Origin of the sequence: Corynebacterium sp. HMSC067D03 (assembly GCF_001811185.1) — a bacterium.
In the GTDB taxonomy this organism is placed as follows: domain Bacteria; phylum Actinomycetota; class Actinomycetes; order Mycobacteriales; family Mycobacteriaceae; genus Corynebacterium; species Corynebacterium coyleae.
Map to the genome: position 1 here is coordinate 48,534 of NZ_KV803839.1, position 14,870 is coordinate 63,403.

At 59.6% G+C, this 14,870-nt stretch carries 16 protein-coding genes; 11 read left to right on the forward strand and 5 right to left on the reverse strand.

All coding sequences use genetic code 11. The annotated features are described in order from the left end of the window. Positions 1 to 3: 3 nt before the first annotated feature. Together HMPREF2785_RS08885 and HMPREF2785_RS08890 are read right to left on the reverse strand one after the other, a co-directional pair. Positions 4 to 471, reverse strand: coding sequence for a YbjN domain-containing protein (locus HMPREF2785_RS08885; protein ID WP_070614992.1), 468 nt, complete (start codon positions 469 to 471; stop codon positions 4 to 6). Next, a complete protein-coding gene (locus HMPREF2785_RS08890; RefSeq protein ID WP_224212667.1) occupies positions 468 to 950 on the reverse strand; it encodes a YbjN domain-containing protein in 483 nt (160 codons plus the stop codon). The genes HMPREF2785_RS08885 and HMPREF2785_RS08890 overlap by 4 nt, the downstream gene beginning before the upstream one ends. 157 nt (positions 951 to 1,107) lie before the next feature. Here HMPREF2785_RS08890 and pyrR point away from each other — a divergent pair, with 157 nt between their 5' ends. The 11 genes from pyrR (at position 1,108) to metK (ending at position 12,634) form a co-directional block, all read left to right on the forward strand. After that, the gene (gene pyrR, locus HMPREF2785_RS08895) at positions 1,108 to 1,668 is read left to right on the forward strand and encodes a bifunctional pyr operon transcriptional regulator/uracil phosphoribosyltransferase PyrR (protein ID WP_070423098.1); all 561 of its coding nucleotides are present in this window, start codon (positions 1,108 to 1,110) and stop codon (positions 1,666 to 1,668) included. Beyond that, positions 1,669 to 2,607, forward strand: coding sequence for an aspartate carbamoyltransferase catalytic subunit (locus HMPREF2785_RS08900; protein WP_070423099.1), 939 nt, complete (start codon positions 1,669 to 1,671; stop codon positions 2,605 to 2,607). It begins immediately after the preceding gene. Next, positions 2,604 to 3,887 (forward strand): dihydroorotase, encoded by a 1,284-nt coding sequence (locus HMPREF2785_RS08905; protein WP_070451380.1) that lies wholly within the window; start codon positions 2,604 to 2,606, stop codon positions 3,885 to 3,887. The genes HMPREF2785_RS08900 and HMPREF2785_RS08905 overlap by 4 nt, the downstream gene beginning before the upstream one ends. Before the next feature lie 4 nt (positions 3,888 to 3,891). After that, positions 3,892 to 4,353, forward strand: a complete 462-nt coding sequence (locus tag HMPREF2785_RS08910; RefSeq protein ID WP_070451382.1) for a carbamoyl-phosphate synthase domain-containing protein — start codon at positions 3,892 to 3,894, stop codon at positions 4,351 to 4,353. Positions 4,354 to 4,375: 22 nt separating this feature from the next. Further along, positions 4,376 to 7,750: a carbamoyl-phosphate synthase large subunit gene (carB, locus tag HMPREF2785_RS08915; RefSeq protein WP_246815432.1), complete on the forward strand. Its 3,375-nt coding sequence runs from the start codon at positions 4,376 to 4,378 to the stop codon at positions 7,748 to 7,750. Continuing rightward, complete coding sequence (gene pyrF / locus HMPREF2785_RS08920) at positions 7,750 to 8,568, forward strand: orotidine-5'-phosphate decarboxylase (RefSeq protein ID WP_070451385.1); 819 nt, start codon at positions 7,750 to 7,752, stop codon at positions 8,566 to 8,568. The genes carB and pyrF overlap by 1 nt, the downstream gene beginning before the upstream one ends. Before the next feature lie 231 nt (positions 8,569 to 8,799). Further along, entirely contained in the window at positions 8,800 to 9,123 is a 324-nt protein-coding gene (mihF, locus tag HMPREF2785_RS08925; protein ID WP_070423240.1) for an integration host factor, actinobacterial type, read from the forward strand. A gap of 2 nt (positions 9,124 to 9,125) precedes the next feature. Further along, positions 9,126 to 9,713 (forward strand): guanylate kinase, encoded by a 588-nt coding sequence (gmk, locus tag HMPREF2785_RS08930; RefSeq protein ID WP_070423104.1) that lies wholly within the window; start codon positions 9,126 to 9,128, stop codon positions 9,711 to 9,713. 13 nt (positions 9,714 to 9,726) lie between these two features. Then, positions 9,727 to 10,041 (forward strand): DNA-directed RNA polymerase subunit omega, encoded by a 315-nt coding sequence (gene rpoZ, locus HMPREF2785_RS08935; protein ID WP_371325710.1) that lies wholly within the window; start codon positions 9,727 to 9,729, stop codon positions 10,039 to 10,041. Positions 10,042 to 10,114: 73 nt separating this feature from the next. Continuing rightward, on the forward strand, positions 10,115 to 11,344 hold the full coding sequence (coaBC, locus tag HMPREF2785_RS08940) for a bifunctional phosphopantothenoylcysteine decarboxylase/phosphopantothenate--cysteine ligase CoaBC (protein ID WP_141750678.1): 1,230 nt from the start codon (positions 10,115 to 10,117) through the stop codon (positions 11,342 to 11,344). Between the two features lie 72 nt (positions 11,345 to 11,416). Then, positions 11,417 to 12,634 carry a methionine adenosyltransferase gene (metK, locus tag HMPREF2785_RS08945; RefSeq protein WP_070423106.1) on the forward strand — a complete coding sequence of 406 codons (1,218 nt, stop codon included), beginning with the start codon at positions 11,417 to 11,419 and terminating at the stop codon, positions 12,632 to 12,634. Here metK and HMPREF2785_RS08950 read toward each other — a convergent pair. Genes HMPREF2785_RS08950 through HMPREF2785_RS08960 form a run of 3 tightly spaced genes read right to left on the reverse strand, consistent with a single transcriptional unit; the run spans position 12,631 to position 14,826 of the window. Next, positions 12,631 to 13,479, reverse strand: coding sequence for a hypothetical protein (locus tag HMPREF2785_RS08950; protein ID WP_070451389.1), 849 nt, complete (start codon positions 13,477 to 13,479; stop codon positions 12,631 to 12,633). The genes metK and HMPREF2785_RS08950 overlap by 4 nt on opposite strands. Before the next feature lie 3 nt (positions 13,480 to 13,482). After that, positions 13,483 to 13,878: a hypothetical protein gene (locus HMPREF2785_RS08955; RefSeq protein WP_070451390.1), complete on the reverse strand. Its 396-nt coding sequence runs from the start codon at positions 13,876 to 13,878 to the stop codon at positions 13,483 to 13,485. A gap of 18 nt (positions 13,879 to 13,896) precedes the next feature. Then, positions 13,897 to 14,826: a polysaccharide deacetylase family protein gene (locus HMPREF2785_RS08960; RefSeq protein ID WP_070451392.1), complete on the reverse strand. Its 930-nt coding sequence runs from the start codon at positions 14,824 to 14,826 to the stop codon at positions 13,897 to 13,899. Positions 14,827 to 14,870 lie beyond the last annotated feature (44 nt).

Consider the following 14,870-nt stretch of genomic DNA (forward strand, 5'->3'; position numbering starts at 1 on the left):
CGCTTAGCTCTCCTCGGTATCGTTCTGCGCTGCGCTTGCTTCCTCAGCGGTGCGCTTGATCTCGCCCACCAGCACCTGCATGGCATTTTGGGTTTCCAACACACCAGCAACAGCGGCCTTGAGCGAGGACGCGAGTTGCTCGTCGCTTAGCCCTGCGCCGATCGCGATTTCCGATTCGGTGCGCACAACGATCGTCTCGGTGCGGTTGACCACGAGCGCACGCGCGTCGAGGTACGAGCTGTTGACCTGGTTTGCGGCCAGGTACAAGGTGGCATCGGGCGTGTCGGACGGGGTGTCGGTAACCGAGTCCGCACGCAGGATCAACACTGAGTCCAACAGGACAAACAGCAGGTTGAATCCCTTGTAATGGGCGTGGCCTGCGCGGCCAGACGGGTCGTCGGAAACTTCGATGCCCTGCTTCGCCATCGTTTCGATGACGCGGTCGATGGTTACTTGAGTTGCGGTGCTCACTGCTGCGGTTCCTCCCAGTTCACGACGGTCGGGAAAGTGGTTTTGAGGTAGTCGAATGCCTGAAGCGTGGCGTCGATAGACGTCACAATGAAAGAGCCGAGCTGGTTGAATGAGGCTCCATCGGCGATGTTCATCGAGCGAATGGCGCTCACAGCCAGGTTGTCCTCACCGCGTTCGAAGAAACGCAGGGTCGGTGCAAAATGCGTCTGGTTGTGCTCGTTGCAGGCAAACAGCACCTGCGATGCGCTATCGCGGGGAAACTCGCCACGCCACAGGGCCTCGAAGATGAGGTGATCGCCGTCGAGGGCAATGACGATTGCTGCGTTGATAAAACCAGAGCGCACGGCTTGATCTTCGACGCGGTATTCAAGGTTTTCTTCCTCAAAAATCGCGGCGATTGCTTCGGTAGTCACCGGTTCCGGAACGTTGCGTTCTGGGTGCTCGTTGGGCTGGATGGCTTCAGTCTCTTCTGTAGTCACACTTGCGAGAATACCCATCTGGGTGAAACTCCTCGCGATGGCGCGGTGCTGGTGCTAATGTGAAGCGCAGTCTCCGAGACTTCACACGGCCCCGATAGGCGGGACCGCGTCGATATTTCCTTTAAATGCCGCACAGAGAGGCGGGGAAGGAGGTTCGATGAGTGGAAACGAACGGTCGACGGTTGAGCTGCTGAACGCTCAGGACGTCGGTCGCACTGTTGCACGCATCGCGCACCAGATCATCGAGAAGACAACGCTGGACGACAGCGACGGACCGCAGGTCATTCTGCTGGGGATCCCGTCCGGTGGTGTTCCGTTAGCGCAGCGTATTGCGGAAGCGGTTGAAGAATTTTCAGGCGTGAGCGTGCCAGTAGGCAGTCTCGACGTCACTTTGTACCGCGACGATCTCCGCGACAAGCCACATCGGGCACTGCGCCCAACCCACATTCCGGTCGACATCGACGGGGCAATTGTCGTGCTTGTCGACGATGTCTTGTACTCCGGCCGAACCATTCGCGCCGCCCTTGATTCGCTGCGCGACATCGGTAGGCCAGCCGCGATCCAGCTCGCAGTGCTGGTCGATCGTGGCCACCGGGAGCTGCCAATCCGCGCGGATTACGTAGGCAAGAACATCCCCACATCGAAGGACGAAGATGTCACTGTCGCGATCGCCCAGCTCGACGGTGAAGATCGCGTGACCCTGGAACGGGAGGCGTAAATGAGGCACCTCATCGATATTGCAGATCTCAGCCGCGAAGAGATCATCGAGCTGATGGATGAAGCGGACCGCTTCCGGGAAGCTCTGGATGGTCGTGAGATCAAGAAGCTTCCGACCCTGCGTGGCCGCACTGTGATGACGTTGTTCTACGAGAACTCGACGCGTACCCGCTCGTCGTTTGAGACAGCGGGCAAGTGGATGAGCGCAGACGTGATCAATCTGTCTGCGTCTTCATCTTCGGTGAAGAAGGGTGAATCGCTCAAAGACACCGCTGCAACTTTGGAGGCAATCGGTGCAGACGCGATCATCATGCGCCACCCTGCTTCGGGTGCTGCACAGCTTCTGGCCAAGTGGTTGCCGAATACAAGCATCGTGAACGCAGGTGACGGCCAGCACCAGCACCCGACACAGGCTTTGCTGGATGCGGTGACCATGCGCCAGCACATTGGCGATGTCGCTGGAAAGCGCGTCCTGATCGTCGGCGATATTTTGCACTCCCGTGTTGCTCGCTCGAACGTGGACCTGCTGCACATCTTGGGCGCAGAGGTTGTGTTGGTTGCGCCGCCGACGCTGCTGCCTACCGGTGTGGAGTTCTGGCCGGCACGTGTCTCGTATGACTTCGATGCCGAGATTGAGCACGCAGATGTCGTGATGATGCTGCGCGTGCAGGCCGAGCGCATGAACGGCGGGTTCTTCCCGTCGCACCGCGAGTACGCCACCTTGTACGGCTTGAGCGTTGATCGAGCCGACCGCATGAAGGATTCGGCGTTGATCATGCACCCGGGTCCGATGCTGCGTGGCATGGAAATTAACTACGACGTGGCTGATCGCGACAATGCTGTCGTCCTTGGCCAGGTCTCTAACGGCGTGTACACCCGCATGGCCGTGTTGTTCACACTGCTCGCCGGCACTGGCGGCGAAGAAGGAGCGATCAAGTGACCAAGCTTGCACTCAACAACGTTCGTCCATATGGCGAGGACGTGACCAGCATTCTCATTGACGTGGAAGACGGTGTCATCGACTCCATTGGGGACAACCCGTTTGACGATGCTGATGAAACCATCGACTGTGGTGGCAACGTGTTGCTTCCTGGTCTCGTCGATATGCACGTGCACCTGCGTGAGCCGGGCCGCGAGGACACCGAAACCATCGCTACCGGCTCGGATGCTGCCGCCAAGGGAGGCTTCACCGCTGTATTCACCATGGCGAATACCAACCCGGTGATCGACCAGCCGTTCCTCGCCGAGGCGGTCTGGGAGAAGGGCCAGACGTACGGTAAATGCGATGTCTACCCGGTGGGCTCGATTACCAAGGGACTCGAGGGCAAGACGCTCACCGAGATCGGTCTGATGGCCCGCAGCGGTGTGCGCATGTTTTCCGACGATGGCAAGTGCGTCAACGACCCGCAGCTCATGCGCCGCGCTATCGAATACGCCAAGGCACACGACGTGATTCTTGCCCAGCATGCGGAAGACCACCGCATGACCGAGGGCGCTGTAGCCCACGAAGGCGAGCAGGCAGCGCGCCTGGGGCTTCGAGGTTGGCCGCGTGTCGCGGAGGAATCCATCGTCGCACGCGACGCGATCATGACTCGTGACTACGGTGGTCGTTACCACCTCTGCCACGCGTCGACCGAAGGCACGGTCGAGCTGCTTCGGTTCGCCAAAGCGCAGGGCATCAACGTTACGGCAGAGGTCACCCCGCACCACCTGCTGCTTACCGACGAAATGCTGTCCACCTACGACGGCCTGTTCCGCGTCAACCCGCCGCTGCGCGAAAAGCGCGACGCTGAAGCGCTCAAGCAAGCGCTTCTCGACGGCACCGTGGACGTCATCGCCACCGACCACGCTCCTCACGGATCTGAAGACAAGTGCGTGGAGTTCGAGCACGCCAAGCCAGGCATGCTCGGCCTAGAAACGTCCATGGCGATCGTGCACCGAGTCTTCGTCGAATCGGGTCTTGCTGACTGGCGCTTCGTGGCCAAGGTCATGAGCGAGCGCCCTGCCGAAATTCTGCGGCTTGAGGACCAGGGCCGTCCGATCGCGGTTGGCGAGCCAGCAAACCTCACCTTGATTGATCCACAGGACACCTGGACCGCAAAGGGCAAGGATATGGCGTCGAAGGCGTCGAACACTCCCTACGAAGGCATCGAATTTAACGCACGCGTAGTTGGCACCTGGCTGCGCGGCACCCAAACCTACTCTGCAAAGAAGGCCTAAACCCATGACACAAACACAGCAGCAGCGCACCCGCGCACAACTCGTCCTCGACACAGGCGAGAAATTCACCGGCTTCGTCTTCGGCGCAGCACCGGAAGGTGACATTGAAGGCGATCTCAAGAGCATCATCGATATGTTCGGTTACGAGCGCGAAATGTGCTCTGCCGATAACGACGGCAAGATCCTGGTGTTCGCTACACCGCACATCGGCAATGTTGGCTGGACAGGTGAAGGAGCAGGGGAGGGACGTACGGCAATCACGGCAAAAGCCGTGGTGATCCGCGATCTCGCTCGCATCGCATCGAACCAGGAAGCAAAGCACAGCCTGGAAGAAGAAATGAAGGCGCAGGGCATTACCGGCATCTGGGGTGTAGACACCCGCAGGCTGGTCCGCCACGTCTCTCAGGCGCAGCACGAGGGTAAGTCGGTGCGCGTGCAGGTAATCGTCGAAAAGCAAGAAGCTTAAAAGAAAGACCAGGAGAAACATTATGAAGCGAGAAGATCTCAACCACGTCCTGGTCATCGGCTCCGGGCCGATCGTCATCGGACAGGCGTGCGAGTTTGACTATTCCGGCACCCAGGCGTGCCGCGTGCTCAAAGAAGAAGGCCTGCGCGTCACCCTGGTGAACTCGAACCCGGCAACGATCATGACCGACCCTGAGTTCGCCGACCACACGTACGTAGAGCCGATCCAGCCGGAGTACATCGACCGCATCCTCGCCCGCGAGGCTGAGCAAGGCCACCCGGTTGATGCGATTCTGCCGACGCTCGGTGGTCAGACTGCACTCAACACGGCCATCAAGCTGGACCGGCTTGGCATTCTGGAAAAGCACGGCGTTGAACTCATCGGCGCAGACATCGACGCGATTGAGCGCGGCGAAGACCGCCAAAAGTTCAAGGACATTGTTGAAAAGATCGGCGGCGAGTCCGCCCGTTCCCGTGTCTGCTACACCATGGAAGAAGTGGAAGAAACCGTCGCGGAGCTCGGCTTCCCAGTCGTCGTGCGCCCGTCGTTCACCATGGGTGGTCTCGGTTCCGGCCTTGCCTACGACATGGACGACTTGCACCGCATCGCCGGCGACGGCTTGACCGCATCGCCAGAAGCGAACGTGCTCATTGAAGAATCCATCCTCGGTTGGAAAGAAATCGAGCTCGAGCTCATTCGTGACTCGGATGACAACTGCATTACGGTTGCGACGATTGAGAACGTGGATGCCATGGGTGTCCACACGGGCGACTCTGTCACGGTGGCGCCGGTGTTGACGATGACCGAGCCCGAGGTCACCAAGATGATCGAACAAGGCAAGGCCATCATCCGTGAAGTCGGTGTCAGGACCGGTGGCTGCAATATCCAGTTCGCCATCAACCCCAAAGACGGCCGCATGATCACGATCGAGATGAACCCGCGCGTGTCGCGTTCGTCTGCACTTGCGTCGAAGGCGACCGGCTACCCGATTGCAAAGGTGGCAACCCGACTAGCTATTGGCTACACGCTCGACGAGATTGCCAACGACATGACCGGTGGCGCGACCACTGCGCTTGAGGAGCCGTCCCTCGACTACGTCATCGTCAAGATGCCACGCTTTACCTTTGAGAAGTTCCCGGGCTCGGACGAGACTCTGGGCACCTCCATGAAGGCGGTTGGCGAGGCCATGGGTATTGGCCGCAACTACATCCAGGGCCTGAACAAGGTCATGCGCTCGATGGAAGACAAGCCAAACGGCTTCTGGACTCGTTCCGACGAGTACGTCGCAGGAGAGCGTGCAAATGACGTCGCAGCGGTGCTCGAAGACCTTAAGGTGCCGACCGACAAGCGTCTCTACGATGTCGAGCTTGCGCTTCGCCTCGGCGCGAGCGTTGATGAGGTCTACGCAGCCTCCGGTATCGATCCGTGGTTCCTCGAGGAAGTCGCTGGGCTGGTCGAGTTCCGCCAGGTGCTTATCGACGCCCCTGTGCTTGACGCAGGTCTCCTGTGTGAGGCAAAGGCTCAAGGCTTGTCCGACGCCCAGATTGCTACGCTGCGCCCAGAACTCGCGGGCGAAGACGGCGTGCGTCAACTGCGATGGACGCTGGGTATCCACCCGACCTTCAAGACCGTGGACACCTGCTCGGGCCAGTACGAGGCGAAGGTTCCGTACCTGTACTCGGCGTACGAACTCGACCCGGCTGCCGAGTCTGAGGTTGACCAGTTCACCGGTGCAAAGGAAAACAGCAAGGGCAAGGTCGTCATCCTGGGCTCTGGTCCGAACCGCATTGGTCAGGGCATCGAGTTCGACTACTCCTGTGTCCACGCCGCCCTGGAACTGTCCCGCGTTGGCTACGAGACCGTGATGGTCAACTGCAACCCGGAGACCGTTTCTACCGACTACGACACCGCGGACCGTCTCTACTTCGAACCGTTGACGTTCGAAGACGTGATGGAGATCTACCGTGCGGAAGCCGCTACCGGTGAGGTCGCTGGCGTTATTGTGCAGCTCGGCGGTCAGACCCCGCTGGGCCTCGCGCAGCGTCTCGCGGATGCGGGCGTGCCGGTCGTCGGTACGAGCCCCGAGGCAATCGATCTGGCGGAGGACCGCGGCGAGTTTGGCAAGGTGCTCGAAGCAGCCAAGCTTCCAGCTCCCGCATTTGGCACCGCAACCTCCTTCGAAGAGGCTCGCGAAGTGGCCAACAAGGTTGGTTACCCCGTCCTCGTGCGCCCGTCTTACGTGCTCGGAGGCCGTGGCATGGAGATCGTTTATGACGAAGACTCCCTGCGCAACTACATCGAGCGCGCAACCGAGCTCAGCCCGGACCACCCAGTGCTTGTGGACCGCTTCCTTGACAACGCCATCGAAATTGACGTCGATGTGTTGTCTGACGGCAACGAGGTCTACCTCGGTGGTCTGATGGAACACATCGAGGAAGCCGGCATTCACTCTGGCGACTCCGCCTGTGCGCTTCCGCCGATGACGCTCGGCCCCGACGACATTGAAAAGGTCCGTCGCTCCGCTGAGGCACTCGCTCACGGTATCGGGGTGAAGGGTCTGATGAACGTCCAGTTCGCATTGAAGGACGACATCCTCTACGTCATCGAGGCAAACCCGCGCGCATCGCGTACGGTGCCGTTCGTCTCCAAGGCGACCGGCGTCCACCTTGCGAAGGCTGCAGCACGCGTCATGCTCGGCGCGACGATCGCTGAACTTCGCGACGAGGGCCTTATCCCGTCCGACTACGATGGCGGATCCTTGCCGCTGAACCACCCGATCGCTGTGAAGGAAGCGGTACTGCCGTTTAGCCGCTTCCGCCGCCCAGACGGGTCGATTCTGGACACCATCCTCGGCCCGGAAATGAAGTCCACCGGTGAGGTCATGGGGCTTGCCCCGTCGTTCGGTGTGGCATTTGCTAAGACCCAGGCCGCTGCTTACGGCGAACTGCCAACGGAGGGCACGGTCTTTGTCTCCCTGGCTAACCACGACAAGCGCACCCTGATCTTCCCGATCCAGCGTTTGTCCACCATGGGGTTCAAGGTGATCGCGACGGCAGGTACAGCGCAAATGCTGCGCCGCAACGGCATCGAATGCGAAGTAGCACTCAAGGGCTCCGAGGTCCGCGAAGGTGCGAAGGGCCGTTCCATCGTGGAGCGGATCTTGGACGGCGAGATTGATCTCATCCTGAACACTCCGGCGGGCTCGACAACCGCGCGCCACGATGGCTACGACATCCGTGCCGCAGCCGTGATCGCGGATGTACCGATCATGACCGATGTGCAGGGTGTTACCGCCACAGTCCAAGGCATCGAAGCAGTGCGCAGCAACTCTATTGATGTGACCAGCCTCCAGGAGCTCGAGCACAGCGTCTCCAAGAACGCAGAGGGTGGCCAGTAGTGGTACAGCCCCATGCCTCCTTCGGGGAGCGTCTCGTTGCCGCTGGTAATGAATATGGCCGACTGTGTGTAGGCATCGACCCGCACGCGGCGCTGCTAGACAAGTGGGGTCTTCCGGACACCATTGATGGTCTGCAACGGTTTTCCTCGGCGTGTGTCGAGGCCTTTGCAGGATCAGTTGCGTTGGTCAAGCCACAGGTTGCCTTCTACGAGCGGTTCGGCTCTGCGGGTTTCGCGGTACTCGAGGAGACCCTCGCCGCACTCCGTGAGAGCGGGACGCTCGTCGTCGCGGACGCCAAGCGCGGCGATATCGGCTCCACGATGGCCGGATACGCCGCCGCGTGGCTGCAGCCAGGCTCACCGTTGGAAGCGGACGCGCTCACGCTGACACCGTATCTGGGTGTCGGGTCGCTGGAGCCTGCCATCTCACTTGCTGCAGCGCACGGTAAGGGCGTGTTCGTGATGTCTGCGAACTCCAACCCTGAAGCTGAAGCGTTTCAGACGAGTGAAGTCGATGGACGCATGGTGTCGCAGTGGATGGTCGATGAATGCGCCACGTACAACCAGGGCGCTGCAGTAGGCCACGTTGGTGTCGTTGTCGGTGCAACTGTGGCGAAGCCGCCGGTGCTCGACGCGCTCAATGCTCCAGTGCTTATGCCTGGGGTCGGAGCGCAGGGAGCGACGATGGAAGACGCGGCGCAGATTGCAGGTGCAAACGCACACCTGGTGTTCCCGAATGTTTCCCGTTCCGTCTTGTCTGCTGGACCGGACGTTACTGAACTGCGGAAACGTGTCGCTGAACTGGTAAAACAGCCATAACTAGCGGGTCCATTTCATCGGCTGAGAAAAACCCTGGTAGTTTAGGTGCGTCGCAACGGTGACATGGAGAAATGCAGCAAGAATGCGCTCCATTTTCCCGGTGCCAACCAGATGCAGTGTTAGACTGTGTCGGATGCGGTGCGCCTTCTGAAACGCAGAGTGTGGAGGAGGCCCCGCGCCGGCACGAGTCGGCCTGAACATATTGAATGAACTACCTACATGGAGGAACCCGTGGCACTTCCACAGTTGACCGATGAACAGCGCAAGGCAGCCCTCGAGAAGGCGGCTGAGGCTCGCAAGAAGCGCGCTGAGCTGAAGGCCTCCCTGAAGCGCGGCGAAACCACGCTCAAGGACGTGCTGGAGAAGGCTGACACCGACGAGATCATCGGCAAGACCAAGGTTTCCGCTTTGCTCGAGGCCATGCCGAAGGTTGGCAAGGTCAAGGCTCGCGAGATCATGGAGGAGCTGGAGATCGCTCAGACCCGTCGCCTGCGTGGCCTGGGTGAGCGTCAGCGTCGTGCTCTGCTCGAGCGCTTCGGCTTCGAAGAGAACTAAACATGGCTGAGGTGGCGCCCCGCGGGCAGCTGGTCGTTTTGGCCGGACCGTCTGCCGTAGGTAAGTCAACGGTGGTTAGCCGCCTGCGTGGCGAGGTGCCGGACCTCTACTTTTCTGTCTCGATGACAACTCGGGCTCCACGCCCGGGCGAAGTCGACGGCAGGGATTACTACTTCGTCTCCTCGAATGATTTTCAACAGCGCATCGATGCTGGTGAGATGCTGGAATGGGCTGACATTCACGGAGGCCTTCAGCGCTCGGGCACGCCTGCGGGTCCGGTCCGTGAAGCTCTTGCAGACGGGCGCCCGGTACTCGTAGAGGTGGACCTCGCAGGTGCTCGCAACATCAAGCAGCTCATGCCTGAAGCGCGTACAGTGTTCCTTGCACCCCCGTCGTGGGAAGTCCTCGTTGAACGTCTCACGGGTCGTGGGACCGAGACGGAAGCTGTGATTGAGCGCAGGCTCACCACCGCGCGCGAGGAGCTCGATGCGCAAGGGGAGTTCGACACCGTTGTTGTGAATGACGATGTCGACGATGCCGTTGCACACATTGCGCGCATCCTTCTAGGCGCAACATCCGACAACAATTAGCGAGTGGGTTTTAGTGACTGAATCAACCAATGACCTGTCGCAGGACACCGCTGTTGAGGAGACTCAGCAGGAACGTGTCTACGACACCCCGGACGGCATTACCGCGCCCCCGATCGATGAACTGCTGACGAAGGTCTCGTCGAAGTACGCTCTGGTGATCTTTGCAGCCAAGCGTGCACGTCAGATCAACAGCTTCTACCAGAACTCCGAAGATGGTGTTTTCGAGTTCATCGGCCCGCTGGTAACGCCAGAGCCTGGTGAGAAGCCGCTGTCGATCGCGCTGCGTGAGATCGAGGCAGGCCTCCTCGAGCACGAGGAAGGCCAGTAAGCGCTTCTGCTAATGACGCCGTTGTGCGAGCCATTGGGGCTTCCGCAACGGCGTTTTTGTATGCTTGGCCCACATGAACGAAGCCACGTCTGCCCCCAAGAACGTTGTGATCGGTGTCTCCGGTGGAATTGCTGCGTATAAGGCATGCCACTTGGTTCGCGACTTTAAAGAACATGGCGATAATGTGCGCGTTATCCCTACGGAAAGCGCGTTGTCGTTCGTGGGCGCAGCAACATTTGAGGCGCTGAGCGGAAACCCAGTTGATACTGGGGTATTCAAACGTGTCGACGAAGTCCAGCACGTCCGTCTCGGTCAAGAGGCCGATCTCATCGTTGTCGCACCTGCAACCGCTGATCTCATGGCCCGTGTCGCAGCAGGCCGAGCAGATGACCTGTTGGCTGCAACCATTCTTGTGGCCACATGCCCCGTCGTGCTTGCGCCTGCAATGCACACCGAAATGTGGCATAACCTAGCGACGCAACACAATGTAGAGGTGCTTCGTTCGCGTGGGATTACGGTTCTTGAGCCGGCGCATGGGCGCCTGACGGGAAAGGACACGGGTCCGGGTCGTTTGCCGGACCCTGAGCCGATTGCGCAGCTAGCTCGTACGGTGTTGGCAACCGGTCCAATGAAGCAGACGCTCGCAGGAACCCGCGTACTTATTAGCGCGGGAGGAACGCAAGAAAATATTGATCCTGTGCGTTTCATTGGTAACCGATCCTCTGGCAAGCAGGGGTTTGCGCTCGGGGACATCGCAGCGCAGCGGGGAGCACAGGTCACGATCGTGGCTGGAGCAACCGCGGAACTATCTGTGCCCTCAGGGGCGGAGGTGGTGCGTGTGCAATCCACACGTGAGATGAAAGACGCGATGGATGAGCGTGCCGCAGACGCAGACATCATCGTGATGGCGGCCGCCGTGGCCGATTACCGTCCAGAATCGGAAGCTACGACGAAACTGAAGAAGGGCAAGAGCGATGACGCGCTCTCCGTTGTTCGCTTGACCGAGAACCCGGACATCCTTAAAGGTCTCGTCGAAAAGCGAGATGCTGGCGAGACTCATGCCACGATCGTCGGGTTTGCAGCTGAGACGGACAACGAACTTGAGAATGGTCGCGCGAAACTCAAGCGTAAGGGCGCGGATTTGCTCATGCTGAACTCGGTTGCTGGTGGCAATGTGTTTGGCCAGTCAACTAACCGCGGTTGGTTGTTGAGTGCGTCTGGCAAAGAACTGGAAATTGAGGACGGAACGAAACACGAGGTAGCTGCTCGGATCTGGAATGCGATTGAAAAGCTTCGCGCTTAGCTTTGCGTACTTAGACCGCTTGGTCTAGTGTGTTGGAGAATCAGCCTCAAGGCCACGTAAAGGAAAGATCCGTTGTCACTCGACACTTACTACCGACTGTTCACCAGTGAGTCCGTCACTGAAGGGCACCCAGACAAAATCTGCGATGCGATCTCGGACGCGATTTTGGACGACATGCTCGCGCAGGACCCACAGTCCCGCGTTGCAGTGGAAACCCTCGTTACCACTGGACAGGTTCACGTTGTTGGAGAGGTGCGCACGTCTGCGTACTCCAATATTGCGAAGATCGTGCGCGACAAATTGGTGGAAATCGGGTTCACCTCTTCCGAGGTTGGTTTCGACGGCAACAGCTGTGGCGTCAACATCGCAATCGGTGATCAGTCGCAGGAGATTGCGGATGGCGTGACCACCTCCCAGGAGGTGCGCGAACAGGCCTCCACTGAAGAGACTGACCAGTCTGGTGCGGGTGACCAGGGGCTAATGTTTGGGTACGCCTCCAACGAGACCCCTGAGTACATGCCGTTGCCGATTGCGACTGCGCACCGCCTTTCACGCCGATTGTCCCAAGTGCGCCACGAGGGCATCGTCGACGGCCTTCGCCCAGACGGCAAGACTCAGGTCACGTTTGCGTACGACGGTGATACCCCGGCGTTTATCGACACGATCGTGATCTCCACGCAGCACGACCCACACTTCACTGGTGAGGCACTTGAGAAGGCGCTGCGAGAGCACGTTATCGCTTGGGTCATGGAAGATGCCGGTCTGGAGAAGTTCTACCGCGAGGACACCAAGGTCCTGATCAATCCGTCTGGCTCGTTTATCTCCGGTGGTCCGATGGCGGACGCAGGCCTGACCGGACGCAAGATCATTGTGGATACCTACGGCGGTATGGCACGCCATGGCGGTGGCGCGTTCTCTGGCAAGGATCCCTCAAAGGTGGACCGCTCCGGCGCGTATGCGACACGTTGGGTGGCGAAGAACATTGTCGCTGCGGGCCTCGCAGACCGTGTTGAGGTTCAGGTTGCGTACGCAATTGGTCGTGCAACCCCGGTTGGCCTGTACGTGGAGACGTTCGGTACCGCCGCTGAGGGGCAGACCAACGAGTCGATCCAGCAGGCAGTGGAGAAGGTCTTCGATCTGCGACCGGATGCGATCATCCGTGATTTGGATTTGAAGCGCCCGATCTACAGCCAAACCGCTGCCTACGGCCACTTTGGTCGCACAGACATCGATGTGCCTTGGGAGCACACCGATAAGGTGGACGACTTGCGCGCAGCCGCAGGCGTTTAAGTTTCCTTCGAAGCCGCTTGGGGTTTGTCCCAGGCGGCTTTTTGCTGTTCAGACTTCTTGTGGTTGCGCAAGGCCACGATTCCGACAACCACGCCAATGAGGATTGGCAGCCAGATCTTGGAGTATTCGAGCGCAACAAGAACCCACTCGGGCAAGTCCGGGAGGTCGAATTCAGGCCAGTTGATCTGGGGGAGCGGAAGATCCATCTGGGGAAGGTGCGGGACCGGAAGATCCATGTGCGGCAAGGTGATGTCGGGAAGTTCCCAGTCCGGAAGGTATCGCAGAAGCCGGTCGATGATTCGGCTTACGATCGGACCGAGGACAATCACCGCCAGCGCCCAGCCACCTTTGCCCAAGCCTTCGGCCATAGGGATGAGTGTGCGCTTGAGCGAACTCGATTCCATTGTCCGACGCCGTTTCGCACCGCGTGAGCCTTCTGGAGGGTCGAACTCGACGATGGTGTCGCCCTCCCGAAACTCGACACTGAGCAGTTCGTCGAAGCCACTTGCACGCAGTTTAAGGTGAGGCTTTTGGCGGTCAACGCCGATCCCCATTGGAGTCTCGAGTTTTGCCCCGCCGTTTCCAAAAAGGGGGAGTCGCCCGCTGTTCACGTCGTTGTAGCGGTGCTGCACGGTGCCGTCGACACACACTTCCATGCGCTCACTCGGATTCTTTGCCCAGAGTTCGATGCGTTCGCGCAGGGTGTGCTCGTCTGTGGCTAGCGTACCTTCCTTGTCAGTCTCATCTCCGGGCCACTCAGGGTCCTCTGCCGCGAAGTCGCGGTCGAATCCCACACGCAGTTCGATAAGCCCATACTTCGGGTGGTTGAGGCTCCAGGTTTCCATCGGCTACACCTGCGCACTGCTTGTCGACGACACCGGGGCCGGCTGCTTGCGCACCAAAGACATCAGCCATGCGCAAAGTGCCGACACGACAGCCACGCCGAGTGCATAGATGAAGGTGCCGTTATTGAAGTAAAGGATCTTCGCCACCCAGAAACCGCCAGCGGCGGATAGTGGCAATGTCCAAGAGGGACGGAAGCAGTAGCCGTCGACAAGCCCCGCGATAGCAGCGACAGCAAAGATGAAACCAACGAGGAGCCATGGCGTGCCAGCGACGGGAATGAGGAGTGCAGGTGCGATCACATACAGTGCAAAAACGGCATAGGGAAGTGCCTTGAGCCAACCTTCGCGGTCTGCAGTGTCTTCCGATTGCTCGTCTGTATGCTCGCCTGGATCAGTCATGGCGACGAAGTCTAACGGCTAATTCGCGTGGGTGTACACACGCCCCGGGACGGGGTCCTTAATCATCTCGTCGAGGCTTACCGGACGCAGCCCCTTGGCGCGCAGACCATCGATGATGCATTCCGCTGCGTTGATGGTCGGCTCGTGGATGTCGTGCATGAGCACAATCGATCCAGCTTGCGCCTGATTGACCGCTATGGAGCAGGTGCGTGCGGTGTCACGGTGGCTCCAATCCATCGTGTCAACGTCCCAAATTGCCAGCGATAGGCCACGGGCCTTGGAAGCATTGATTACACGGCCGTCGTAGGAACCATAGGGCGGGCGCACCCAGTGCACCTTCACTCCCGATTGCTTCTCAATGGCAGCACTCGTGTCGCTGAGCTGTGACCCGATCGTCGCGTCGGACTGGCGCGCCAGGTCCGGGTGTGAATACGAGTGGTTGCCAATCGTGTGGCCCTCGGCGCGGATGCGGCGCAGGATCTTCGGGTTTGCATTGACGTTGTTACCGACGACGAAAAACGTCGCATGCGCATTCTTGCGCTTGAAGATGTCGAGCAGGCGCTCCGTACCGGGAACCGGTCCGTCGTCGTACGTAATTGCTACGCAATTGCTGCAGTTGGCCGCGTTAGGAGACAACGTTGGCTCCGCTGCCGGGACCACGGTTACCGGCACAGTCTCTTCTTCCTGCGGTGCAGGGCGCAGGTGAGGTGGCACGCTATCTCGAACTTGTTGGGGGAGTTGGTTGTATGCCTTGCGCCAGTTGTCCTGTACGGCTTGCTGTGCGCCTTGCGACGAGCCGTGGATGTAGGCGGATACGTTGTCGATCGGCGAGCCGTTACCTGGACTAAGTATCGGGCCAAGGGAGGAGCCTGCAAAAAGCAGTTGTGTCTGCTTGCTTCCTAGCGAAAGATTTGTGACGTCAACCGCATGTGCTTGGGGAGCAGTCATGGCTCCTGCGGCAACTGCAGTGGATATACAGACGGATAAGACTG